General features: G+C 39.3%; 19 protein-coding genes. 11 read left to right on the forward strand and 8 right to left on the reverse strand.

Translation table 11 applies throughout. The features are described from left to right. The first annotated feature begins 116 nt into the window (after positions 1 to 116). A complete protein-coding gene (locus tag EKM93_RS02335; RefSeq protein ID WP_125712664.1) occupies positions 117 to 1,817 on the forward strand; it encodes a DUF6792 domain-containing protein in 1,701 nt (566 codons plus the stop codon). Positions 1,818 to 1,938: 121 nt separating this feature from the next. On the opposite strand, the gene EKM93_RS02340 is transcribed toward EKM93_RS02335, so the two are convergent. The 6 genes from EKM93_RS02340 to EKM93_RS02365 all read right to left on the reverse strand — a co-directional run bounded on the left by EKM93_RS02340 (position 1,939) and on the right by EKM93_RS02365 (position 7,968). Continuing rightward, positions 1,939 to 2,886: an ABC transporter substrate-binding protein gene (locus EKM93_RS02340; protein ID WP_125712666.1), complete on the reverse strand. Its 948-nt coding sequence runs from the start codon at positions 2,884 to 2,886 to the stop codon at positions 1,939 to 1,941. Between the two features lie 33 nt (positions 2,887 to 2,919). After that, a complete protein-coding gene (locus EKM93_RS02345) occupies positions 2,920 to 3,927 on the reverse strand; it encodes a FecCD family ABC transporter permease (RefSeq protein WP_125712668.1) in 1,008 nt (335 codons plus the stop codon). Continuing rightward, a complete protein-coding gene (locus EKM93_RS02350; protein WP_125712669.1) occupies positions 3,924 to 4,907 on the reverse strand; it encodes a FecCD family ABC transporter permease in 984 nt (327 codons plus the stop codon). Before EKM93_RS02350 ends, EKM93_RS02345 begins: the two co-directional genes overlap by 4 nt. Continuing rightward, the gene (locus EKM93_RS02355; protein WP_125712671.1) at positions 4,904 to 5,704 is read right to left on the reverse strand and encodes an ABC transporter ATP-binding protein; all 801 of its coding nucleotides are present in this window, start codon (positions 5,702 to 5,704) and stop codon (positions 4,904 to 4,906) included. The genes EKM93_RS02350 and EKM93_RS02355 overlap by 4 nt, the downstream gene beginning before the upstream one ends. A gap of 472 nt (positions 5,705 to 6,176) precedes the next feature. Continuing rightward, positions 6,177 to 7,073 carry a LysR family transcriptional regulator gene (locus tag EKM93_RS02360; RefSeq protein ID WP_125712673.1) on the reverse strand — a complete coding sequence of 299 codons (897 nt, stop codon included), beginning with the start codon at positions 7,071 to 7,073 and terminating at the stop codon, positions 6,177 to 6,179. Beyond that, positions 7,060 to 7,968, reverse strand: a complete 909-nt coding sequence (locus EKM93_RS02365; protein WP_125712675.1) for a LysR family transcriptional regulator — start codon at positions 7,966 to 7,968, stop codon at positions 7,060 to 7,062. Before EKM93_RS02365 ends, EKM93_RS02360 begins: the two co-directional genes overlap by 14 nt. 354 nt (positions 7,969 to 8,322) lie before the next feature. On the opposite strand from EKM93_RS02365, the gene EKM93_RS02370 reads away from it, so the two are divergent. The 6 genes from EKM93_RS02370 (at position 8,323) to brnQ (ending at position 15,989) form a co-directional block, all read left to right on the forward strand. Beyond that, a complete protein-coding gene (locus EKM93_RS02370) occupies positions 8,323 to 11,004 on the forward strand; it encodes a molybdopterin-containing oxidoreductase family protein (protein WP_225423608.1) in 2,682 nt (893 codons plus the stop codon). Continuing rightward, positions 11,001 to 11,618 (forward strand): 4Fe-4S dicluster domain-containing protein, encoded by a 618-nt coding sequence (locus EKM93_RS02375; RefSeq protein WP_125712677.1) that lies wholly within the window; start codon positions 11,001 to 11,003, stop codon positions 11,616 to 11,618. The genes EKM93_RS02370 and EKM93_RS02375 overlap by 4 nt, the downstream gene beginning before the upstream one ends. After that, positions 11,615 to 13,282: an anaerobic sulfite reductase subunit AsrA gene (gene asrA / locus EKM93_RS02380; protein WP_225423609.1), complete on the forward strand. Its 1,668-nt coding sequence runs from the start codon at positions 11,615 to 11,617 to the stop codon at positions 13,280 to 13,282. Before EKM93_RS02375 ends, asrA begins: the two co-directional genes overlap by 4 nt. After that, entirely contained in the window at positions 13,283 to 14,071 is a 789-nt protein-coding gene (asrB, locus tag EKM93_RS02385) for an anaerobic sulfite reductase subunit AsrB (RefSeq protein ID WP_125712681.1), read from the forward strand. 265 nt (positions 14,072 to 14,336) lie between these two features. Further along, a complete protein-coding gene (locus EKM93_RS13825) occupies positions 14,337 to 14,507 on the forward strand; it encodes a hypothetical protein (RefSeq protein WP_449224254.1) in 171 nt (56 codons plus the stop codon). Between the two features lie 78 nt (positions 14,508 to 14,585). Then, the gene (gene brnQ / locus EKM93_RS02390; RefSeq protein ID WP_125712683.1) at positions 14,586 to 15,989 is read left to right on the forward strand and encodes a branched-chain amino acid transport system II carrier protein; all 1,404 of its coding nucleotides are present in this window, start codon (positions 14,586 to 14,588) and stop codon (positions 15,987 to 15,989) included. Between the two features lie 47 nt (positions 15,990 to 16,036). Here the strand turns inward: brnQ and EKM93_RS02395 are convergent, their stop codons facing one another. Beyond that, entirely contained in the window at positions 16,037 to 16,672 is a 636-nt protein-coding gene (locus tag EKM93_RS02395; protein ID WP_125712685.1) for an NAD(P)H-binding protein, read from the reverse strand. 384 nt (positions 16,673 to 17,056) lie between these two features. Between EKM93_RS02395 and EKM93_RS02400 the strand changes: the two genes are divergently transcribed. The 4 genes from EKM93_RS02400 to EKM93_RS02420 all read left to right on the forward strand — a co-directional run bounded on the left by EKM93_RS02400 (position 17,057) and on the right by EKM93_RS02420 (position 21,732). Further along, positions 17,057 to 17,731: a helix-turn-helix domain-containing protein gene (locus EKM93_RS02400; protein ID WP_125712687.1), complete on the forward strand. Its 675-nt coding sequence runs from the start codon at positions 17,057 to 17,059 to the stop codon at positions 17,729 to 17,731. Positions 17,732 to 18,762: 1,031 nt separating this feature from the next. Then, positions 18,763 to 19,581 (forward strand): ParA family protein, encoded by an 819-nt coding sequence (locus tag EKM93_RS02410; RefSeq protein WP_125712689.1) that lies wholly within the window; start codon positions 18,763 to 18,765, stop codon positions 19,579 to 19,581. 21 nt (positions 19,582 to 19,602) lie between these two features. Beyond that, a complete protein-coding gene (locus EKM93_RS02415) occupies positions 19,603 to 20,052 on the forward strand; it encodes a hypothetical protein (RefSeq protein ID WP_125712691.1) in 450 nt (149 codons plus the stop codon). Between the two features lie 540 nt (positions 20,053 to 20,592). Beyond that, entirely contained in the window at positions 20,593 to 21,732 is a 1,140-nt protein-coding gene (locus EKM93_RS02420) for a replication initiator protein A (RefSeq protein WP_125712693.1), read from the forward strand. On the opposite strand, the gene EKM93_RS02425 is transcribed toward EKM93_RS02420, so the two are convergent. Next, on the reverse strand, positions 21,729 to 24,245 hold the full coding sequence (locus tag EKM93_RS02425) for an excinuclease ABC subunit UvrA (RefSeq protein ID WP_125712695.1): 2,517 nt from the start codon (positions 24,243 to 24,245) through the stop codon (positions 21,729 to 21,731). The two genes, EKM93_RS02420 and EKM93_RS02425, sit on opposite strands and share 4 nt — an antisense overlap. Positions 24,246 to 24,514: the final 269 nt, after the last annotated feature.

The following is a 24,514-nucleotide window of genomic DNA, read 5'->3' on the forward strand; positions in this document are numbered from 1 at the left end:
TTTTACCTCTTTTATGAATTATTTTCAGAAAGCATTAGTTAACATCGCTAAAATGGCTATTCTGTTGTAAACTAAATATTAGTCTTCATTTGTAAAATTATAGGAGGTCCACTCACTTGCAATTAGACCTTTATTTAGAAATTAGTGCACAGTTATGTCAACTCGCACATCAATTAGATCGAACTTATTTTGATTTAAAATGCTTGATCCCGCGGGCAATGATTCCTGAAAACCACAACGAAGTTGAACTTAAAATAGCCCATATTCAAGCTAAAATTCCAGGATATATTACGCAACGTCAACTTATTTTTAAAAAAATACTATCTATCCTAGGGACACATGATCATAGTTTCCCTGCTGAATCGCGAACGCTCATTAGCCAAAAGATGCAACGGTGGCATGACAACCAACAATCTTATTTAGATAGCTTGAAAAACATTCCTAAAACCATTATCCGGCGCAATTCCGATCCTGAACTCACAAAACAAATCAGTGACTTTTGTGCGCAAATCAATGCCGAAGATAGCGCCAGTCTGCAAGATTTAGGCATCACCATCGGCGGCTTATTATTTCAGTACCATCTAACGTATTTTACAGAGCAAACTGAACGTTACATACCAGGAACCTTGATTAAAAACCGGCAGTTCCTATATGAAATCATGTCTTATCAAACAAAAACAGACAATCAATTGGCACCGGATGCCATTTATAAATATTTTGCTTGGCAGCATCAGCGGGCTTTACCTAAAAAAGTAACAACGATCTCAGCCCGGGATGTGCTGCCAGAAGCTGCCCCCACCGGTTTAGCCGCCGATGCCATCATTTTAACTTTCCACAGCAACACTGAAGTTTTCTTTATTTTAAAGGGCACGGAGTTTCATCGTGATCCAAATGTAACTTCTCTAAATCCGCTAAAAAGTTGGAATAGAGCCCTTGTGGAAGCTTATCGCGACTGGCGTTATAATGTTCAAGCGATTTTATTAGGGGAAGACACGGAGTTATCCCAAATTGATGTTGCTAAAAAATTCATTGCATTAGTAAAGCGACAAGTCCCCGACGACGCCACTTTTTACGGTATCGGCCATTCTTTAGGCGGACACTTAGTGCAAGCGTTACAACTCCTTTACCAGCCGTTTAATGCTGGTTATACTTTAAATGCTGCTCCTGTACAGCTGCGGCAAATTTATAAATTAGCACCGGACTTATTGCCGCTTAAAACTTGGGATCGCCTATTGATGACGACGCTTTCTGGTGGCATGCATCCTAGAGACCAAGCGCTATTAACTCAAACACTGGGCTATGATCGTTATAAAATTACGAATGAAGGTTTCAGTCAAGATTTCATTCAGGTTTTTTATAATTTACACTTCAATGTTTATGTGGGCCGCTTTAACTTAGTGCAACGTCCAGAGCTGCGCTATCCTTTTATTCCTGCAATTACAAACTATCTTAATACTGAAGAAATCAACTTTGCCGCCTTCACAATGGCTGAATTTTTCCGGCAAACAGATGAATTTGATTCAAATCAGAGCTTGCGGCTGCAAGTGATTCAGTTCATGCGAAATTGGGGCAAACCACCGCATTTAACACCTGAAAAACGGACTATTTTTAAAAGGGACTATAATCGCTATTTAGTCGCCTGCGGTGTTTTAAAAGCGGACGTTCCCAATACCCCGACGCATTTACCCCACATCATGACCAAACATTTAAGTTCTGGAAAAATCGCGATTGTCCGTCGGTTGCAACCAGAAATTTGTGAGCTATTAATTTATTTTCATGTTATTGCTGGCGCCCGTTTTTTCTTTGAGTCGGTTTAAAGCATCCACAAACATTAGTTCGTTACTTTATTATATAAACACACGTTCGTTAATACAAGTCTTGACATTCAAAAAAAAACGAATCCCATTTTTCGGGATTCGTTTTTTTGGTCGTTAAAATTTATTTAACTTGTTTTAACATCGCATCTGTAATCAATTTCATTTGATGATAAACGGCATTGCCATCAAAATAATAAACATTGTTAAATGGTAATTGAACAACATGATCATTTTTAACCGCATCTAACCCTTGCCAAACTGGGTTTGCCTTTAAATCTTTAATCGCACTGTCGTTACTGCCTTTAGTGGTCTCTGTATTAGAAAAGAAAATCCAATCCGCACCATATTGATCTAGTGATTCCAAAGAAACTTGTTCATAACCAGCACCTTTGTCAATCTTTTTAGCTGCATCGGTTAATTGGAAATCTAAACCTGTAACTAAAGCTTGACCGCCACGGCCCCATTTAGCACCGTCAATATAGACTTTCCCACTTTGCATATCGAACAAGCCTACTGTCGTTTGACTTGGATCAATACCAGCGTTTTTCAAACGTTTTTGTTGTTTGGTAGCTTCCTTAGTAAATTTCTTCTGCCAACTTTTAGCTTCTTTTTGGTTATTTAAAATACGGCCAAATTCTGTAACGGTTGCTTTGATATTCCCTGTAGAACCATAAGGAATATAAACAACTGGTGCAATTTTCTTCAAATTCTTAACATCTGTTTCATTGCTCGTAATGATCAGATCTGGTTTTAATTTCAAAACAGCTTCTGCTTTCAAATTCAAACCAAGATTCTTAATCTTTTTATTTTGCTTTTTAGTAACATAAGGACTCTTCAAATCAATTGATGTTGCCCCAACGACATTTCCTTTGACTGTTAAAACATCCCCGGTATACACATTGGTTACAATCCGCTTAGGATCTTTAGGAATTTTATATTTTGTACCGGCCACTTTAATTGTCCGGGTACTAGCTGCTGAAACCGGTTGTGCCTGTCCTAAATTAGCTACAAAAAGTGCCATCAAACTTGCAAAAAGTGCAACAAAAAGTGTTTTCTTATGTGAATTCATCTGTAATCCTCTTCCCTAATCTATATTAAACGCTTAAACGGTCTGCGTCTTTTGTGTAAATAATTGATAAATAAAATATGGCATTGTGATCACCGCAACGACTAAGCCCACTGGCAACTCGGCATTACCAAAGCCATTAACAGCCACAAATTCTGCCAAGACCATAATACAGCTGCCTAAAAGCCAACTCATGGGTAGTAAGTACTGAATCCGTTCGCCCATGAAACGTTTGGCAATATTCGGCGCCATCAGCCCAACAAAACTAATGGCACCACCAACTGAAATGGCGACGGTTGCTAACCCTACCGCCAGCAACAGCAAAATTCGTTGCGTAGTTTTAACATTAACCCCAATACCTAACGCCATTTTGGTACCTAATGTAAAACTATTTAAAACGGGTATGAAGAAAATAACTACGATCAATAAAACAAGGGCAACGGCCCCATTTTTAAGTAGAAAAGCGGTATCTTTATTCCAAAAACTGCCGCTCAGCCAAACTAGAATTTTTTCAAAATTAAAACGATTCATCTGTAATTCCAGCATCAAGATAATCCCATTTAAAGCAGAAGTTAACGCCACGCCCCCCAACAACACACGAATAGGAGAGCCTTGCCGATTCACTAACATCACCAAACAACCACTAATCAATGCGCCAATTAATGCCGAAAACGGCAGCCATTGACTCGTATCCGTCAATCCAATGCGGCTAGCTACGCTCAAAAGAACAACGGCACCTAAACTGGCCCCGGCATTGATCCCTAAAATACTAGAATCTGCCAATGGATTTCGCGTTAACGTTTGTAAAATTAAACCACTTACTGCCAACGCCCCGCCGGTAATCAAAGCCGCTAATAAATTAGGAAACCGAAACTGCCAAACAACGATATTTGCGATATTATCTGACCGATCGCCCAACAGTGTCTTAAAGACTTGACCAAAACTGAGCTGAATATCGCCAACCGCTAGTAAACATAAACTAGCCACAATAAGGATCACGGCAGCGCTGATCAGCCCAACATAAAGTTTCATTTGTCGTTTCATGAGCGGGCCACCTGCCGTCCAAAAGCCACAATGGCAAATAGTAAGCAGCCGCCAATTAATGCACTAAGCCCCGCTAACGGCAACTCAATGCCTGCAACCGCTGTCTTCGCAAATAAATCCGCAAAGACCATGAACGTCCCACCAGCAACTGCCGTTAAGCCGATATTCTGTTTAAACGAACCGGGATGCAAAACGTTAATTAATTGCGGAATACCTAAACCAACAAAACCAATATTGCCACCAACCGCTACACTGGCACCAGCTGCCAAAATTACAAAAATTGCTGCGAATAGCCAGAGCGTGCGAACTGAAATACCTAAGCCTTCAACTGTTTTTTCATCCATTGCCAACAAGGTAAAACCTGTACGAAAAGCAGTGACTCCAGCTAAAACAATTACGGTAACGATCGCTAGTAACAAAACTTGCTGATAATTTACCCCGCTAAAGCCGCCGACTAACAAATTCTTAAATTGTTGTGTTGTATTGGTAATCATGCTTACCGCAAAGGAAATACAACTGACAAAACCTGAAAAAATTGTGCCGCCCAAAATCAGACGTAATGGGTCCAAGCCATTTTTGCTCATGGACAAAAAGATAACAATTAAAAATGCACAGCCGGCACCTAAAAGCGCTAACCAAACTGTATTTGCAATACTCAAAGCAATCCCCGTAACCCCGCCAATAATCAAGGCTAAGTTCGCCCCGGCATTAATTCCTAAAATAGAAGGATCGGCTAAAGGATTACGGGAAATCGTCTGCAATAAAGCACCGCTCATCGCTAATAAGATACCTACAAAGACACTGGCCAACATCCGCGGAATGCGCATGGTCCAAATGACATCATGAATTAATTGACTGCTGGGCTGCCAGAGTTGCGATAAACTATACCACTTTGGACCACCTAAAACATTTAACACGATACCTAGGCCTAAAAGTCCCACTAAAATCAACCAGAGCATCCCATTTTTTGTCCGACTCATCCGCCACTACCAGCCAAAGACTGACAATTTAAAATTTGTGGGCAGTTTGTACACTTATCATAAATAATATCGGCACGGACTTTAAAAATATCGGCTAAAACATCAGATGTAATGACATCAGTGGGATTGCCTGTCGCCTTTATTTCCCCATCCACCAGACAAATCAAATGGTCGCAATATTGGGCCGCCTGGTTAAGATCATGCAAAATCACAATAATCGTTTTATGATAGTTTTCGTTTAAATCTTTTAATAAATTCAAAATATCTAACTGATTTGTCAAATCTAAATAAGTGGTTGGTTCATCCAACATCATAATTGGACTATCTTGAGCTAACGTCATCGCCACAAATGCCCGCTGCCGTTGCCCACCAGATAAATTCGAGACGATATGCTCTTTGAACTCATCCAGATGAACCGCTGTAATCGCCTCGTCAATGATTTGATGGTCTTTTTTGGATAACCGATTTAACCCTCGACGATGACAATACCGGCCATATGAAACCAATTCCGAAACCGTAATACCCGCTGCGGCAGCCGGTTGCTGCGGCAGACAGGCGATTTTTTGTGCACGTTTTCGATGTGAAAACTGGCTAATCGGTTCACCAAATAGTTTTATATCCCCACTCATCGGACTTTCAAAACCATTCAAAACATTAAACAGCGTTGATTTGCCGCTACCATTCGGGCCAATCAAACCGGTAATTTTTCCAGCTGGAATTGTTAAAGTCTGATGATCAATAATGACACGGCGCCCATAGCCAGCAGTAATATTATCAGCTTCCATAATTGCTGCCATAGTTTATCCTCCGATCTATCTTGATACATTAATTTTAAAACAACGTACAATTAAAACGCATACAATTTAATCTTTCACAATATAAAATACAATTGTAATTGAGAAAGATTATCAGTCAATTATATAACAACCTATCCATTTAATAAATAGTCAGTGATAACTTGCACGTATTTTTAACAGCTTCCCTAAATATTTCGAATAACACCTGACGAAAGTGACCCCTTTTTTTTAAAATTTTAAAATGAAAACCGCCTAAGGTGCTAATTGGCAATAAATATTAAATGAATAACTTATACCTTAAATTTTAACGGTATAAGTTATTCGTGAATTAGTTTAAATATAACTTATCTCTAAATTAATTACGGTATCTTTTATACTTTATTTAACTTCATCGTCAGAAAAGTTGTGGCACACTAGGCTGACGGCTATCATTTCCATTTGGATTTTTACGTTTTTCCTAAATAAATCGTGGCTAATTATCTGAGGTCCGTCGACAAGCTTCAAAGAAAAGTTGCGCACCTTGGTTTTTTTGTCGGCCATCATAATAAATGTACACCCCATAACGACAATACTTATTTGCTAAGGCAACAAATTTCAAACTTTCTGGAGCGATAGGTTTAATAAAATCTGGCACAAGCACTACCCCGTGACCCACGGCCGCTTCAAATAAGGCCGTTGCTAAGTTGTCCATTTTTAAACCTACGACCCGCTGATTTGTTGCTTTTTCAATCACCTTCCAGTTACGGGCATAGGGGCCGAATAATTCATGGGCAAACGGTACTAGCAGTTGCTCGCCAATTAAATCTTTGGCAAACAACAAGTTTTCCGTTAATAATCGATGCCCTGGATAAAGGGCCACACTGACTGGATAACTCTGAATAAAATGCATTTTTACTTGAGATGCTGTACTAATAAATTCACACGGTGTCAAAATAATATCATACAAATTGGCATCAATTAAACTTTCTGGTGTCCCCGCGGTTAACACTGTAATCGTCAATTTAATATCTGGATACTGCTGTCGAAAGTGCGTTATCAAATTTTGAATATATGATAAATAAGCAAGTTCCAACACACAGCCCACGCGAACAACTTGTCGCTTATTTTGAGCAGACAGTGCACTAACAAAACGCGCATGATCACATTCATCCATTAATACAGTTGCCTGCCTGGCCAATAATTCACCGGCCTCTGTCAATTGAACGCCGTGGGTGGAACGCATAAATAACGGTACTTCAAAAGTTTGTTCCAACGCTTTAATATGCCGGGACAAAACTGATTGTGAAAGATATAAAATATCTGCTGCTTTACTGAAATTTAATGTTTTGGAAAGAATCAAAAACTCATATAAGCCTTCAGTATCCATCATTTTGCCCACTTTCTCGATTAACGAAGGTTATCAAATCATCCTTAAAGTGCATGATTTCTGGCGTAATCTTCTCCGCCGCCATAAATAACGTATAAACCGGTTGTTCTGTGGTTATTAACGGCCGCGCAACACAGCCTAACGGTAAATAAGTGAAATGTCCCGGATAAATTAAAATCTGTTTTTGCATCATCACTAAATTTTTATAAAAACGCACACTGTTTTGCCCCGTATTTAAAGTGTAATTTATTATCGTTTTATCAAGGATTTGTTTTTGAAAATCTTGAATACAAGTTTCTTTTGTCGTGGGATAGCTTAAAAAAGTCGCCCCGGCTAACTGATTCAAATCAACCGTTGCCCCTTGCGTCAAACCATGGTCTGCTGGCAATAAAACTTGCGGCTGTAGCTTCATTAACGGAAAACGCTGTAACCCCTGGGCCTTAAAGGTTGCGGTTACCGGTGCTAAAAATAAATCTACTTGATGGGTTAACAATCCTGTACGAATGCTATAGGCTTGATCATCTAAAAATTTAAAGGCTGTATGCGGATAGCGGGTCTGTAAACCTGCAAAAAAAGCTTGCAAAACGTTAGGTATTTCTGAACCAACGACGCCTATACGCAGTTGTGTCAGTCTATCTCGCGTTGTGGCCAACATATTACTTTTTAAAGCCTGATACGTCTGATTTATTTTAAGGCCATTATGGTAAAAATTTTCACCAGCTGTTGTTAATTGCAACTGACTATGTTCATAGGTAAATAATGTAAATCCTAAACTGCGTTCAAAACTTTTCTGGCGACTGCTCAAAGTTGCCGGATTTACCTTTAACTGTTGGGCAGCCTGGGTAAAACTTTTAGCTTCTACAACTGTAATAAATTCTGCTAAACGATCAAAATCCATTTTATCGTCTCCATCGGCTATTTTTTTATATCAATTTGCAGGACACAAAAATCTCGCATAACCAAAATCAAATTCTATTTGAAAGCCATTCTCAACTAGTTTTTAAAATGGATTCAATGATATCTTTTCACCAATTTTAAAAAGCAAGCCTTTTTATGATGGTACATCATCAAGTGAATAAATACACAAATATACCGTCTTAGTAATTCTTAGTTTTACATATATCCATATTATCTATTGCTATAATCAAATTGTAACTTACTTATAGCTATTATTTATAAAATATTTTATGTGATTACTATCACATAAACACTTATGTACTTTTGTATGTCTATTATGAAGGAGGCGCTGTTCATGTCTACTACAGATTTTTTAGCGGCCACTGATATTGCCAATGGCTTAACGCTAACTGATGATCAAAGTTGTACTTTTAAAACAGCCACAAAAACAGCTTTAGACGATCAAACCGATAATGTTCAAATTATCAAAACAGCCTGTCGTGCTTGCATTTCTAACTGTGGGGTCCTCGCCACTGTCAAGAATGGCCGCGTGGTTCATCTGGAAGGTAATCCTGAAGATCCTATGAGTAAAGGCCATATGTGTGCGAAAGGCCTATCTGGTATTCAGGCGTTATATAATCCTAATCGTAACAAATATCCTTTAGTCCGGGTAGGGCAACGGGGTGAAAATAAATGGAAACGGATTTCATGGGATACGGCCATCGATACAATTGCCCATAAATTAATGGCGGCCCGTCAAGATTTCGGCGCTGAAAGTGTTTTTTGTTCCACTGGTGGCGGTGGAAATCCTGAATTCTGGAGTATTTCTAGATTTTGTAATATTTTTGGGACACCAAATTGGTTTGAACCAGGCTGTGCCCAATGCTATCTGCCAAGAATGTGTGTCTATGACATGATGTATGGCGGTACAAATGCGAGTATTGCAGATTCTAATGCCCAAGAAATTTATTTTCCAAAAACAACTAAAATGAAATCCCTCGTCTTATGGGGCGCTGATCCTTCTTACTCCAGCCCTGCTTCTGGTGGCAGTGCTTTAGTCGATTTACGGGCCCAAGGTATTAAAACTGTTGTGATTGATCCGCGCATGACACCTGATGCTGCCAAAGCGGATGTCTGGCTGCCTATTCGCCCTGGTTCAGATGTGGCCTTAGAACTTGCTTGGATTCGTTATATTATTGAAAATAATCTGTACGATCATGACTTTGTCCTCCGCTGGACCAATTTACCTTATCTTGTAAATACTGAAACAAATCTGCTTTGGCGGGCGGAAACTAGCACCGCTCCAGATCAACCGGATACTTTTATGGTGTGGGATGAAAAAACAAATTCTGCACAGCCGCTGCCTTATCCTTACAACGACGATTTGGATGTTGCTTTAGAAGGCACTTATGTTATTAACGGTGTCACTTACAAAACTGGTTTTCAATGTTTGAAAGAAACGGTAGCTGACTATACTTTAGAAAAAGCCGCTAAAATCTGTTGGTTGCCAAAGGACAAAATTGAAGCAGCCATCCGGACTTTTACCGATAATATGCCCGGCGGTCTTTGCTTAGGGGTTGCGACGGATCAATCTCCAAACTCTGCACAAGCAGCTATGGCCGCTGGGATCATCGATTTGTTAATGGGTGATGTGGAACGTCCTGGTGCTTTGTTGCAGCGCTTTGGAACAGCTGGTGCCACTAATATGATCGGTTATTGTGTCCCACCGGCACCTGCTAAATTACCCGATGCCCAACTGAAAAAACGGCTAGGTACTATCGAACATAAAGGCCTACACATGTGGCTTGCAGGACATGCCCCTAGTATTTTACATGCCATTGAAACCGGTGATCCCTACCCATTACGGGTTTGGCTGGAACGTTCAGGAAATAAGCTTGTCAATTTAGCCGATAGTAAACGCTGGGCTAAAGCCACTGAAAAAGTTGATTTTATTGTCCATATGTATATGTACCCCACTTCGTTTTCAGCTTATGCAGATATGCTCTTACCTACTGAGGAATGGCTTGAAACCGATATGATCGTTGAATCTTGTAACAAATTGATGGCGCGTCAATCGGTCACACATGTCTGGGAAACCATTGATGAAACCGTTATTTGGTCTAAGTTAGCAAAACGCTGCGCCCAATTAGGTCACGAAGGCTGTCAAAAGGCCTTTGATCCAGTTTATATGGGGGATGACCTGCCTTATTGGGACAACATGTCTGAATTATTAAATGCTAACTTAAAAGATACCCCGTTCACTTGGGAGCAGCTGAAAAAAGAGGCGCCAATCGAGTACATGTCTGAAGCAGATTACCGCAGTTACTATGTTTACCAACAGCCAGATCCAAAAACCGGTTTACCAAAAGGCTTTCCAACACCGTCTAAAAAGTGCGAACTTTACTTAGAACGAATGATTACCCTAGGCCGTACCGGACAGCCCTATAGCCACTGTGCGCTACCACCGGCTTCTAAAGATTATTCACCGCTGCCCTATTATGAAGAACCTTATGAAAGTCCTTTACTTGGCAATGATTTAGCCGAAGAATATCCATTAGTCATGACCAATGGCCGGGTACCTTATTATCATCATGGCACCTTACGTAATACCGCTTGGACTCGGGAACTATATCCAGCGCCTGAAGTATGGATCCATCCCCAAGCTGCTCAAAAATACGGCGTCGCTGATAACGATTGGGTCTGGGTCGAATCTTTAAGAGGCAAAGTTCGGGGTATTGCCCATCTTACAACCGGTATCAATCCAGGTTCTGTTTATATGGAACGTTTCTGGAATCCTGAAACATTAAATACTAAAACCCATGGCTGGCAAGAAATGAATGTTAACGTCTTAGCCCGTTCTCAAGGGCCATACAATGACGTTTTCGGAACTTATACTTTGCGGGCTTACTTAGTCAAAGTTTACAAAGCTAAAGAAGGTGCTCCAGAAGGTATTTGGTTAGAACCAAAAGAATTCAAAGCCTTCTTGCCAAAATCAGCCGAAGCTACGCCGGATATCACGAAAGGAGCCCAACTATGAAAAAACTTGCATTTGTCGTTGAAGCCGATCGCTGTATTGGCTGTAAAGGCTGTCAAATTGCCTGTAAACTTGAAAACCATCTTGGTCTGGGAACCAATCGAACCTTAATTAAAGAAATCGGACCCACGGGCGAATATCCAAATATTCAAATGTATTTTTTGCCCGCAATGTGTCAACAATGTAAAAATCCAACTTGTGTTGCCGTTTGTCCCACAGGCGCTTGCCACGTCAATCCTGAAGACGGGGTCATCTTAATCGACCAAGAAAAATGTATCGGTTGTAAAAGTTGTGTCCGCGCTTGCCCTTATGAAGCCATCAGCTTTAACGAAGAACGTCATGTTTCAGATAAATGTGATCTTTGTGCCCAAAGCCGTCAACAAGGTAATGCCCCCGCCTGTGTTAAAAATTGTTCTGGTGGCGCTTTACATGTGGGCGATTTAAATGATCCTGAAAGCGACGTTTCCAAATTGCTAGCTGACGCCGGTGAAGCAAATGTTTACAATCTGCGAGATTTTGGCAATGGCCCAGCGGTTAAATATATTTTAAAAAATGATGATTGGCTAGATATCCTACCACAAGAATGCGTCAGCGTGCGAAGGGGGAAGCAAAAATGACAACTGCGAAATTAATGGCAAATCGAAAAGCCTTCTATCAGCTCTTAGCTCGACTTTACGAAAAAGAACTTTCACCCAAATTCATTCAACAGCTCGCACACCTCACCTATCCCACCGCAGAACAAAATCCGCAAATGCAAGCGGGCTATCAACAGCTCAAAGCTTACTTTGCCCAACAGCCCCTGGCCGAAATGGCCGATGATTTAGCCAGTGACTACGCCAAAACTTTCTTAGGTGCCGGTGAAACAAAAGGTAACGCTGCTTTTCCTTATGAATCTGTCTATACAAGTGACGAGAAATTAGTCTTGCAAGCCGCTTGGGAAAACGTGACTAAAATCTATCGTGCCAACGGCTTAGTAATGGCTACCGAAATGGCCGATATTAAAGAAGATCACATTGCTATGGAATTAAAATTTATGGCTCATTTATGTGATGTTGCCGAACCTGACTTAGCCCAGCAAACTACTTTTTTGAACGAACACTTATTAAACTGGACGCCACAATTTCTAGAGGACGTTCAAACCTATAGCCGCACTAATTTTTATCAAGGTGTCGCCCTGCTCACCGCTGGCTTTTTAGCAGAAGATGCTAAAATTTTGGCCACTTTACAGCGCCCCACCGCAACCACTCAAAGTTTTAAATTGACCAACGCCGCTTTTGATCAACTATTGGCTAAATGGCAACAACGCTATCACGTCTATGCCCCAACATTTACGACTAATCGTAATGCCAAGCAACAGCCCATGGTTCGCTTTGGGGCAGTGACTCAGCTGGCTGATATTGTCTACGACCGCCAATCTGATTTTTCAGCTAAAGAAATTTATTATCCCATCATGCAGACACTATTTTACTTTAACGAAAATAACGTTACCGAAAGTACTTTAGACGACGATAAAGATTTTTTGATCTTTATGCATCCTTGTGATATTAACGCTTTAAAGCGGACGGATACTATTTTTATGCACAACGGCGCACCGGATAGTTACTATCAACGCCTGCGGGAAAAAGTAAAAATTGTGATGATGATCTGTACCGAAAGCTATGAGAATTGTTTTTGTGTTTCAATGCAGACGAACCAAACGGATCATTATAACTTAGCCCTTGAATTTAAAACAGATCATGTTGTGATGGCCGTTAAAGATCCGCTATTTCTCAGTGATTTTAAGCACCAGCCGACAACAGATTTTGTACCAACTTTTATTACTAAAAACAAAGGTCAAGCACACCTACCCAAAATTCAAAATCAAGCCCAAGCTCAATTGGCGGGACATTTAGACTACTGGCAGACCTTTAATGACCGCTGTATCAGCTGTGGTGGCTGTAACACAGTCTGTCCAACTTGTACGTGCTTTGACACAACCGATATTATTTATGATGAAACGAGTCTTGATGGCGAACGCCGCCGAGTTTGGTCGTCTTGTATGCTAGACAGTTTCACCATGACCGCAGGTGGCAACCGCGTTCGTAAAACCCCTGGAGACAACATGCGTTTTAAAACAATGCATAAAGTTTATGATTATAAACAGCGTTTTAGTACTGAAAATATGTGTGTTGGCTGCGGCCGCTGCACCCAACAATGTCCAAAAGATATCTCTTTTTTGGACACAATCAATGGCTTTCATGATGCATTTAATCAAGCTAAAAACGAAACGGTGGTGAAATAAATGGAAAATATTATGTTACCAAAACCCCATAAAATTTTAGCTGTCTTAAAAGAAACCAACGCGGAATACACTTTTCGAGTTGCCTATAATCAACCCATCGATTATAATCAGTTCTTCCAGCTTTCTATACCTAAAGTTGGTGAAGCCCCTATTTCTGTCAGCGGCAAAGGTCAAGGCTATGTGGATTTCACCATTCGTAAAATTGGCCGGCTTACTGAAGGCATCTTCGGTTTACAAAAAGATGATACACTTTTTATGCGTGGCCCTTACGGTAATAGCTTTCCTGTGGCTGATTTTGAAAATAAAAATTTAGTTGTTATCGCCGGTGGGACCGGGATTGCGCCTGTTCGGCCACTCCTAAATCATTTTGTCCAGCACCCAGAAATTTGTCAGAATGTTTATTTTATGGCTGGTTTCAAAAATTTAGACGCCGTTATTTACGCTGATGAACTACCAAAGTTTGCCTCCGCGTTTCAAACAACTTATTGCTTAGACACGGAAGCTGCCCCCGGTTTTCGTCAAGGATTTGTGACAGAATATATCCAAAATGTGCCCTTTGCGGACTTTGACGATTACAACATTGCCATCGTTGGCCCACCCATTATGATGGCCGCAGCTGCTAAAGCCTGTTTACAAGAAGGTGCGGCCCCAGAAAAAATTTGGGTTTCCTTTGAACGGCGAATGTCTTGTGCCATTGGTAAATGTGGTCATTGTAAAATTAACGACACTTACGTCTGTTTAGACGGACCAGTTTTTAATTATACAAAAGCACGGAACTTATTTGATTAATCTAAAAATGAAAAGACACTCATTATTCTAATTTTAGAACAGAGTGTCTTTTGTTATTTATCACTGATATTAAAGGATTATTAAATTAAAGTATAAGTTATTCCTTAATTATTTTTTCTTTATAAAATTTCTAGATTAAAATTAAATTTGAAATAAAGCTTGACATTTATTTATTTTTAATTATGATTATAAACATAATCTTAATGCAACAAAGACAATGCGTAGAAGAGTAACACCCCTAAGGATTTACAGGGAGCCTGTAAAAATGAGACCAGGCAATCCAAAGTTGTGTGAAGGTAATCTACAAGTCGTGGCTATGACAATTTTTGAAATGGTCACTGGGAATGCGCCCATTACAGCAATACAGTATCGCCTTAGACAGCGCATCTACGGCCGTACTGATCGAGCTGATTACTGTGAAGTAGTCAGAAATTAAGGTGGTAACACGTCTATCCACGTCCTTAGCAATTTTAGCTAAGGGCGTTTTTTGTTACCCAAAATCGGAGGTTTTATTATGGAAAATACACTCACGAAAAAACAATATTTAATTTTAGGTTCCCTATTATTCGGCTTATTCTTTGGCGCCGGCAACTTAATCTTTCCCATCCATTTAGGTCAATTAAGTAATGGTAACTGGTCCGCTGCGGCCATTGGCTTTTTACTTTCCGCTATTTTACTACCGTTGTTAGCTATTTTAGCCATCAGCGTAACCCGCAGCAATAGTATGTACGATTTAGCCCGACCCGCTGGTAAAAAATTTGCCTTATTCTTCATGATCTTAACGCATGCAACCTTAGGCTTATTAGTCGCTACACCTAGAACAGCCACCGTTACATTTTCCATTGGTATTCAGCCCTTTTTACCAAAAGGTTGGGAACACGGTGGCCTACTCATCTTCTCACTTTTATTTTTCGGTGCAGCCTATCTCATGGCCTATAACGAAAGTAAAATCACCAATTACATTGGTAAATTACTAAATCCAATTTTATTAATTCTATTAGCCGCTATTTTCTTTGTCGCTTTCATTATTAAAGGTGATTTACGTAATATCGCCCTTTTACCGCAAGCGCATCAAGCTACCGGTCAATTAGTTAATGGCTTTTTACAAGGTTATAACACCATGGATGCCTTAGCAGGTTTAGGTTTTGGTGTTACCATTATTACCGCTTTGAAACTCTTCGGGATGAATAATAGTAAAGCTCGGTCTAAAGCCGTTGCTAAAGTTGGCGCCTTGAGTATGGGGATTGAAGCCATCGTTTATATCTTTTTAATCGCGCTTGGTGCTTCAAGTTTGCAATATACCCAACTTAGCGATAACGGTGGGACTGCTTTTACTCAAATCATGAGTCACTACACTGGCCTTGCTGGTACAGCGATTTTAGGTGCCGTTACTTTGCTGGCCTGCCTCACCTCTTGCGTTGGTCTAATCACTTCTTTATCCCAAGATTGGGGCCGACGTTTTCCTAAATTAGGCTACCATTTCTTCTTAGCCTTAACCTCTATCGGTGCCTTTTTAATCGCCAACTTCGGCTTGGATCAAATCATTTTATATTCCTCACCAATCTTAAGTTTTCTTTACCCATTGGCCATTGCCTTAATTATTCTAGGTCTATTGCATCCCCTTATCGGTCAACAAAAAATTATTTATAAAAGCACGATTCTTTTAACATTCATTCCAGCAATTTTAGATTTAATTCATAATCTACCACCTATCTTTGCTAACCTTGCACCCTTTAAAGCAATTGATGCCTGGGCCAGTCATGCCATTCCGCTTTTTAATATTGGCCTAGATTTTCTACCATTTATGCTTGTTGGCCTCTTTGCCGGTTTTATCATCACCAAGCTAATGACCTTCAAAGCGCCAATGCCAACAGCAACAGTCCCACCTAAACAAATTTATGAAAACCAAAAGAGATAACCTAAAAAAGCAGTTGCAAAAATGCAACTGCTTTTTAACTATCTAAATTAGTACATCGGCCGATCGCCATCGGTCCCTGGCTTTGAAATACCCACACTGGCAAATTCATATTGCGTTGGTTGTTTTAAAACAGTCATAATAAAGTCCGCAACACTCTTTCTAGAAACAACCGTCCCTTTGAATGGTGTGCCTTTCTCAGTTAACTCATAGTCAATCTCAGGCTGATCGTCCATATAGGCCGCTCGGATAATTGTATAATTTAATGTGGTATTCTCAATCAAAGCTGCAGCCCGCCGGGTATCATCCATCACCGGTTTCGTAACCGTTTCTTCTACCCAACGACCAAATTCACCCGGGACTTCATGATATAAGCCCAATCCAGTGACATATATCAATCGAGTAACTTGATTTTCGGTCATCGCTTTAACAATATTACCCGCCATCGGCTCAAATTTACCGCCTAAATTTGCATAAACAATATCCTGTCCTACCATCGCCTGATTTAAAGTTGCAAAATCATTTACATCACCTTCAATAATCCGAACACGATCAGGTGCTGGATTTGTTAATCGTTGACTATTTTTAAGATACAACGTCACTTGGTCTTGAGTTTCAGCCAATAATCGTGGTAAAACCAATCTAGCAATTTGGCCATAAGCGCCAAGAATTAAAATTTTTTGCATTTTGTAAGCTCCTTTAATTTGCTAAGTTCAGCCTACAACATTATTCGGCATTCGTATAATACTATTAACTCATAGCATCAATGCCTAATAAGCATCAATTAAAAGTACATTTTGTATAACTTATACTTTATGTTCTACCTCAACGGTTTAGAAATACACTTGATAAAGTTTCACGTGGAACATAGATAAGTATGATAAATCGTTATTAAATCACCAATTCAACGATGTTTTAAAACTATGCAGCACACTTTTCACCACCTATAATCATTTTTTATAGAACACTTATTAAATTATTAACTTGCCTAACATCTATATGCGATAATCCCTTTATGGTTGACAGATGAAATACAATAATTCATCTAACGACTATGGCGGGATTTTTGTATGCCCAGATCTAAACACACAGCATCTGAGAAATTGGCAATTTTAGAGGAACTGGTTCAGTCAAGTAATGACTTAAAAGCAGTCGCTAATCGTCACGGTATTAGGTACGATACACTAGAACGTTGGCGAGATCGATATTTTCGTGATGGTATTGATGGCCTGAAGGAAGCTCAGAAGAACAACCATTACACTAAGAAACTAAAGCTCACTGTAGTCTATGCATATCTTAACGGTGAAGGAACATACACTGAGCTAGCACTTCGGTATGGACTTCGTGGAGCAGCGCAAGCAAAAAATTGGGTCGACAAGTACAATGGGGATAAACCTTTGACGGCGTCGCCGTCCAGAAAGCAGGTCCCTATTATGAGTCGAAAAACTACCTTCGAAGAACGCATTAAAGTTGTGGAATATGTGACTAACCAGAAGCACTCATATACAGAGGCAGCTGAACACTTTCAGGTCTCATATCAACAAGCACGCTCCTGGGTACTCAAGGCTAAAGCCAGCGGTTATGCGGGCCTTGTGGATAACCGGGGTCATCACAAGGATCAATCTGAACTGACAGATCTTGAAAAAGCAAATCTTCGAATTCGCCAGCTGGAAGCTGAACTTGAAGACAAAGAGCTCGTCGAAGCTTTTGTAAAAAAATTTCTAGAACTTCAGCGCAGGGGGTGACGCAACAACGTCGACTAGCTTACGCCGCAATCAGAGAAGTTAGTCAAGGAAAACATGGTGCAGTAGCTAGGCTACTGACAGTCGTTAGCGTTAGCCGACAAGCGTATTATAAGGGCCTCAAACGCCAAGTAACGACTTGAGAAGCTCAGGATCGTCAACTCAAAGAACGGATACAATACTGGTTTGACTTCCATCATCAAGGCATTGGAGCTGGAAATTTATTAATCAACATTCAACATGATAAATCAATTGATTTTACAGTTACACTTAAGATGGTACAGCGAGTGATGCACGAACTTAATTTAAAGTGTCAACTTGACAGGATCCAGTACAAATTAAATAATCTGCGCCAACTTAAAATCATCACCGACAACCTAAATTTTATTGAGAACAATTAGAAGATACTTTAATTTAAAAAGAATAAGTTATACCTTAATTAAGATTTGGGGTATAACTTATTCTTTTTATTTGTTTATAAATACTTATACAACAGCATTTCAAAATCGATGTTATTTAAAGTATAACTTATCTTTTTAAATCTTTTGAGTATTAAGGTATAACTTATTCTATAAATCATTAAGTTATCTGATTCATTTCTACAATCATAATCTCGAACTAAAGTTAAACTCTCCTATTTTTTAAAGCCCTCTTTCGCCTCAAATTTTTAGTAACTTGAAACTACGAACTAGCTATCGATCATGTTGCGCCATTAAAAATTAATCCAATTTAATTAGATACCTTATACGCGAAATATTAAACTTATACTTTATACCTTTAACCCCTTATGATTTTTGTCTTTTCTTTTTAGTATAAAACTGAAACCTAAAATTAATCTTCATTCAATCTAAGTCTAGTCTATCGCCGTTTATAACATCCAAAAAAGAATAAGTTATACTGTAAATGTTTACGGTATAACTTATTCTTCTAGTTATTAGATATTAAAAGTATCTTTTAAATATTTACATATCTAAGGTTATAAGTTATACTTTTAATATGATAATAACGTATAACTTATTTGTGGAGGAACATTTATGGGTGCAAAAGTTTTTACAGTCGGTAACTTTAAAGGTGGCGTTGGTAAAACCAAAATCGTCACAATGCTTGCTTATGACAATGCAGCAATTCGCAATAAAAAGACCTTGGTTTTAGATTTAGATCCCCAAGGTAATGCTTCTCAAGTTTTAGCTAAAACATCAAATATTGAGCGAATTGATAGAACCATCACCGATGCAATTTCTAGTGGTGATCTAAAAAGTTGTATTACCCCCGTTATGACGAATTTGGATTTAGTGGCTTGTAATACTTCATTCCGTTCTTTCAGTCGTTTTGTCTTGACTAACTTCAAATCTGAATTAGATCAAATTTCAGTCATTTCAAAATTACTAGAACCAATTAAAGCTGAATACGATGCCATCTTTATTGATGTGCCACCTACAATTTCAGAATTTTCAGATAATGCCATGGCTGCATCAGACTACAGTATTATCGCTTTTCAGACACAAGAAGAATCTTTAGACGGTGTCAGCAAATATGTAGGCTATCAAAACTTCATGGTTGATCGTTACAATATTTCCTTGCAGGTTATTGCAATTGTAGCCTGCATGATTGAACCAGATGACAATTTGGATCAGACTATTTTGAGTGAAGCCAGAGAAATATATGGCGATGCGGTGTTAGACACTGTTATTACCTATCAAAAACGACTTAAACGCTATTCCCGTGAAGGTATTTATCTTCAGAAAAATAAAAATGGTAAGTTTGACCAATGGGATTATCGTGCCCATGACAATTTTATCAAAATTTTAAGTGAACTTGATGCCCGGGATAGTTTCTTAACATCAGATTCATAAGCTTATATGGAGGAAAAAATTATGCCGGTTGATAGATCTAAATTTGATACCGATTCGGTAAAAAGTGAAAAGTTTAATACATTAATCAAAAAGCCTAAGAAAAAAGTTGAAATTAATGGCGAAAATGAATTCGGAAATGATGCTTTTGGTCCAACGGGTTTGGACAGTTATAGTGATGCCAAAGAAATTCCTGGCAGTAAAACGAAAGCTAAACGAAAGCAAGGCCGACCTAAAGTTATTACGGATGATCGATATAAAGTAAGCCTTCCGAAAAAAATTTCCCCTGCTCTTGAAAATAAATTACACGCCTTAACAGATTACATGCCAGAATTTCAAGAGGCGAGCGGTCGAATCAGTTTTGACAAAATCGTGGATACATTAGCTGAATCTTATATTAAAAATCGGTTGGGTGTCTCTAGAGAAGAATTCTTGAGAGAAGAAATTGACAAAGGCTTTGAAAATTTAAAATAATTTTCAAACGTAAAAATCAAATAAAGGTATAAGTTATTCTGGAAAAATTTGCCAGAAAGTATAACTTATACCTTTATTTTTTGATTTTAAAGTTATCCACAGCTTCACAAAAACAGTCAGCATCTACCTTTTCGTCACTATCTTTTTGTTAGTAATCATTTCATATATGTATAACTTATACCATAAATACAATTAAAGTATAAGTTATTCCGAAATTATTACGGAATAACTTATACTTTAATTAAAAAGACTATTGCAAAGGCTTTTTCATGATGTTAAATTAAGTTTGTAGAAAAAAAAACGAGCCGAAGCCCGTTAAAAATTGAATAAAAAAAAGAAGGCCGAGTATGAAAGTCCCGCTAAAAACAATCATACTTGGAATCACATGCACACTCATGTGTCCCTGCCTTATGCTTGTTTTTCATTATAGACGGTATAAGCTTAGTTTTCAATACCTAAAATTGAATTCGTATAAAAGTGGACACACTCAAGTTAATTATCTGAGGCTGTGAACCACTTTTTTTATACGGAAGGACCCTGATGATTATAAGTTCAGTTGACCCTAGTGTCCAGGCACTATTATATTTTAAGGACGAACAATATCGAGAAGTTTTTTGCAAATTGCCGATGGTTTTACTTACTAACCAAAAATATGAAAATCTAACAAATAATGCTCGAGTTGCTTATGCTTTATTAACCTCTCGCTTTGAATTATCTTTTAAAAACAATTGGATTGATGATACTGGTGCAATTTACTTTTACTACACCACTAAAACTTTAGCTGCCGATGTTCATGTTTCCGAACGGACAGCTGTTAAAGTCCGTCAAGAACTTGTTGCTGCTAATCTGTTAAATATTCAAAAACAAGGCCTCCACAAGCCAGCCAGACTTTATTTATTAAAACCGGTAATTGAAACGTCTGATTTTTCTAAAATTGAGATGCTTCAGGCTAAAGATACCCAACCTGCACCGACGGTTCGGAATGAAAAAGGGCAATTAACCAGTGATGCAGAATCTGCATGTCAAGTTAAAAGCCCATCAAATCAGCATTTGTTATCCAGAGATGCAAAATCTGCACGTCCAGACGTGCAAGATTTGCCTGCTAGATATATTAATACTCAAATAAAACAAGATAATACTAAACCCAAAACAGATACTTTAAAACAAGATACTTTTAAATCAGATACTCTAAAACCCCTGGATGCTGAAAAAGATACTCAAAGTTTAACGGCGGCCTTAGCCCAATATAAAGCCTTAGATCAAGACAACAGTGTCTTTTCGGAAACGGCCTATAACTTATTACAGATTTTGAGCGCCAATTTTAATCAAGACGTGGTGACTTTAAGCAAATGTATTTTTAAAGCTAAGGATGCAGCGTTAAACAATCAAGGTCTTTATTCCAAATACTTAGATTTAAAAGATTTTACTCAGACCGTAGAAAAAACGATTTATCGCATTTTGAAACAAGCAAAGGCGGGAGCAATTAAGGATTTAAAGAAATATATATTCAAAACGTTTAATAGCGAATTTGATTTTCTGAGTAAAAAATACTTAATTTGGTGTCAAACGCACCAACCTAAAGATGCATTGGGCAATACCCAGTTAAAACCAGTAAATCCGGTCACAGAACAAGACTTAGCCAGTATTGACTCAGCACAGGTCCAGCAAATTTTTGGTTAAGGCGTTTGTAATTTCTGCCAATAGTCGGCTAAGTAAGTTAAGGTTAGGCTGTTAGGCGCTTGCACTAATGCCAAAGGTTGCCCAGCTGCCATCAATTGACCCCCAGCAGCCCCACCTTTAGGGCCAAGATCTACAAGATAATCTGCGTTGAGCATTAAGTCTAGATCGTGGGTGATGATCAAAATAGTGCCCCCTTTAAGCCGTAATTTATCGATGATTTTTAAAAGGACTTGAATGTCTAATGGATGTAGACCGATGGAAGGTTCATCAAAGACAAATAATGTATTTTGCTGCTGTTTATTAAGGTGTTTAACCAGTTTTAAACGCTGGGCTTCACCACCGGACAAGGTGGGGGTACTTTCACCTAGATGTAAATAGCCTAGGCCTACTTCGTCTAAGCGCTTGAGCTGATTGTAAATTTTAGGCTGGCTTTCAAAAACAGGTAAGGCTGCTTTGACAGATAAATCTAATAGATCAACGATACTGTTGTTTTGCCAATGAATGGCTTGGATTTCTGGTTTGTAACGGGTACCATGACATACTGGACAAGTGACGGACATATCCGGTAAATATTGAATATCTAGGGTGATCGTGCCCACACCACCACAGTTTGGACAGGCGCCTTCCTTGTTGTTATAAGAAAAATGTTGAATGCCGTAATTTTGAGCTTTGGCCTCGGGTTGAGCTGCAAATAAACGGCGTAAGTTATCCATGATGCTAGTATAAGTAGCAATTGTAGAACGGGCATTTTTACCGATTGGAGCGGCGTCAACGCTGACAACGTCGGTTAAATCGGTAGTAAGCTGGGTAATTTGATGGGGCAGTTTTTGTTTGGCTTTTAGCGCTTGGATCCCTGGAACAAGACTATCTAAAATGAGACTAGTTTTACCAGCTCCGGAAAATCCGGTGACGGCGGTGACTTGATTGTCAGGAAACTGAACGTTTAAATCGGTTAGATTAAAGTAGTCTTTAACTTCAATAGTTGTTTGCTGATGCGTGGGGTGCTTTGCTGGGTGTTTAGGTTGTAAAATTTTAGCTTTACCGGCAATAAAGGGGCCGATTAAGGAGTGGGGATTGTGAGTGAGATTACTAGGGGTGTCTTGAGCAATCACAGTGCCACCTTTGTCGCCAGAACCAGGACCGATCTCAATAACCCAATCTGCAGCGGCAATAATGTCTACGTCATGATCGACGACAACTAGTGAGTTACCTTGGGCAATTAAAGCGCGAAAAATTTGGAGTAGGCCTTTGATGTTATCCGGATGTAAGCCGATGGAGGGTTCGTCTAAAACGTACAAAACACCAGTGGTTTCTGTTCGCAAAGTCCGGGCTAATTGGATACGCTGTAGTTCCCCGGTGGACAGACTGGCGCCATCACGATCTAAGCTTAAGTAATCTAGGCCGAGTTCTAAAAGCGGCTGTAAATTATCTTTTAGTTCCGTGAATAACATAGTTGCTAAGGTGTGCATATTTTGAGGTAGTGCTGCTAAAGTGGCATCGGTCCAAGGTAATAATTGATTTAATTGTAATCTGGCAACTTCAGCAATATTTTTACCAGCAACTAGTTGGGTTAATAAATCGGGATTTAGGCGGGTGCCATGGCAAGTAGGACAGGTAGAAAAATGGAAAAATTGATTGATTTTAGCAATGGAACGCTCACTTTTTGCACTTTTTAAAGCTTCGTAAACCGCTTCATAGGCGTTTTCATATAGGGTACCTTTTGTGTGGAATACCCGGCCGGTACTCGCATGAAAGTCAAATGGATAAAGCTTTTTTTCGCCATGGAGTACGATGTTTTTTTCTTCAGATGTTAGGTCTTTGTATGGAACGTCGATACGGACACCGATACTTTCAGCAACAGCTGGCATAAAATTACGCCCAGGCAGGTGCCAAGATTGAACGACGCCTTCGCGCAGTGTTTGTGACACGTCGCCGATTAACTTATCAGGATCTAGTTGCCGGACAACACCTAAGCCATCACACTTTGGACAGGCACCAGCGGAGTTGAAGGCAAAGTCCTCGGCACTTTTGGCCATAAATTGAACATGGCAGGTGGGGCAAGTAATGCGGCCCATAGCGTCGCCTGAAAGTTCCATAGCTTGGGCGATATCTAAGGTGGGTTCTAAGCGATGCCCATTTGGACAAACTACTGAGCCTAGTCGGGAGAAAATTAAGCGCACGATGTTATAAATTTCAGTCATTGACCCTACGGTAGAACGTACAGAAGGTGTGCTGGGCCGCTGCCGTAATGCTAAAGCTGAGGGAATGTGCTTTACGGATTGAACTTGAGATTTTTTAGCTTGACCGATGCGGCGGCGGGTGTAGGTGGATAAGGCATCTAAATAACGCCGGGAGCCTTCAGCATATAAAATACCCATAGCTAGCGAGCTTTTGCCAGAACCTGAGGGCCCAGAAATTGCTACAAATTTATTTAAGGGAATATCAATGTCAATATTTTTTAAGTTATTAACGTTACCACCCCGGACTTCAATATGATCTATAATATTTGTCATAATAGCCTCCTAAAAGCGCGTTGTTATTATCTTAAGCTTAAATTGACGGATGGTCAAAGGGATGGATATTGCGGGGATCCATATTATATCCAGTTTTAAAACAATGGCAAGACGTTGAGAAAGTTTTTAATTTTATTAGAGGCGTTGCTTTAGAAAATGGAGAAAACTAAATTTTTAAAGCAGTTAAAATATAAGCTCAAACAAAAAAGGACGAAAACCAATTTTAGTTTTCGTCCTTTTTAAAATTCATTTTAATCAAACTTGGCAGG

Origin of the sequence: Agrilactobacillus yilanensis (assembly GCF_003946725.1) — a bacterium.
GTDB classification, from domain to species: Bacteria; Bacillota; Bacilli; order Lactobacillales; family Lactobacillaceae; genus Agrilactobacillus; species Agrilactobacillus yilanensis.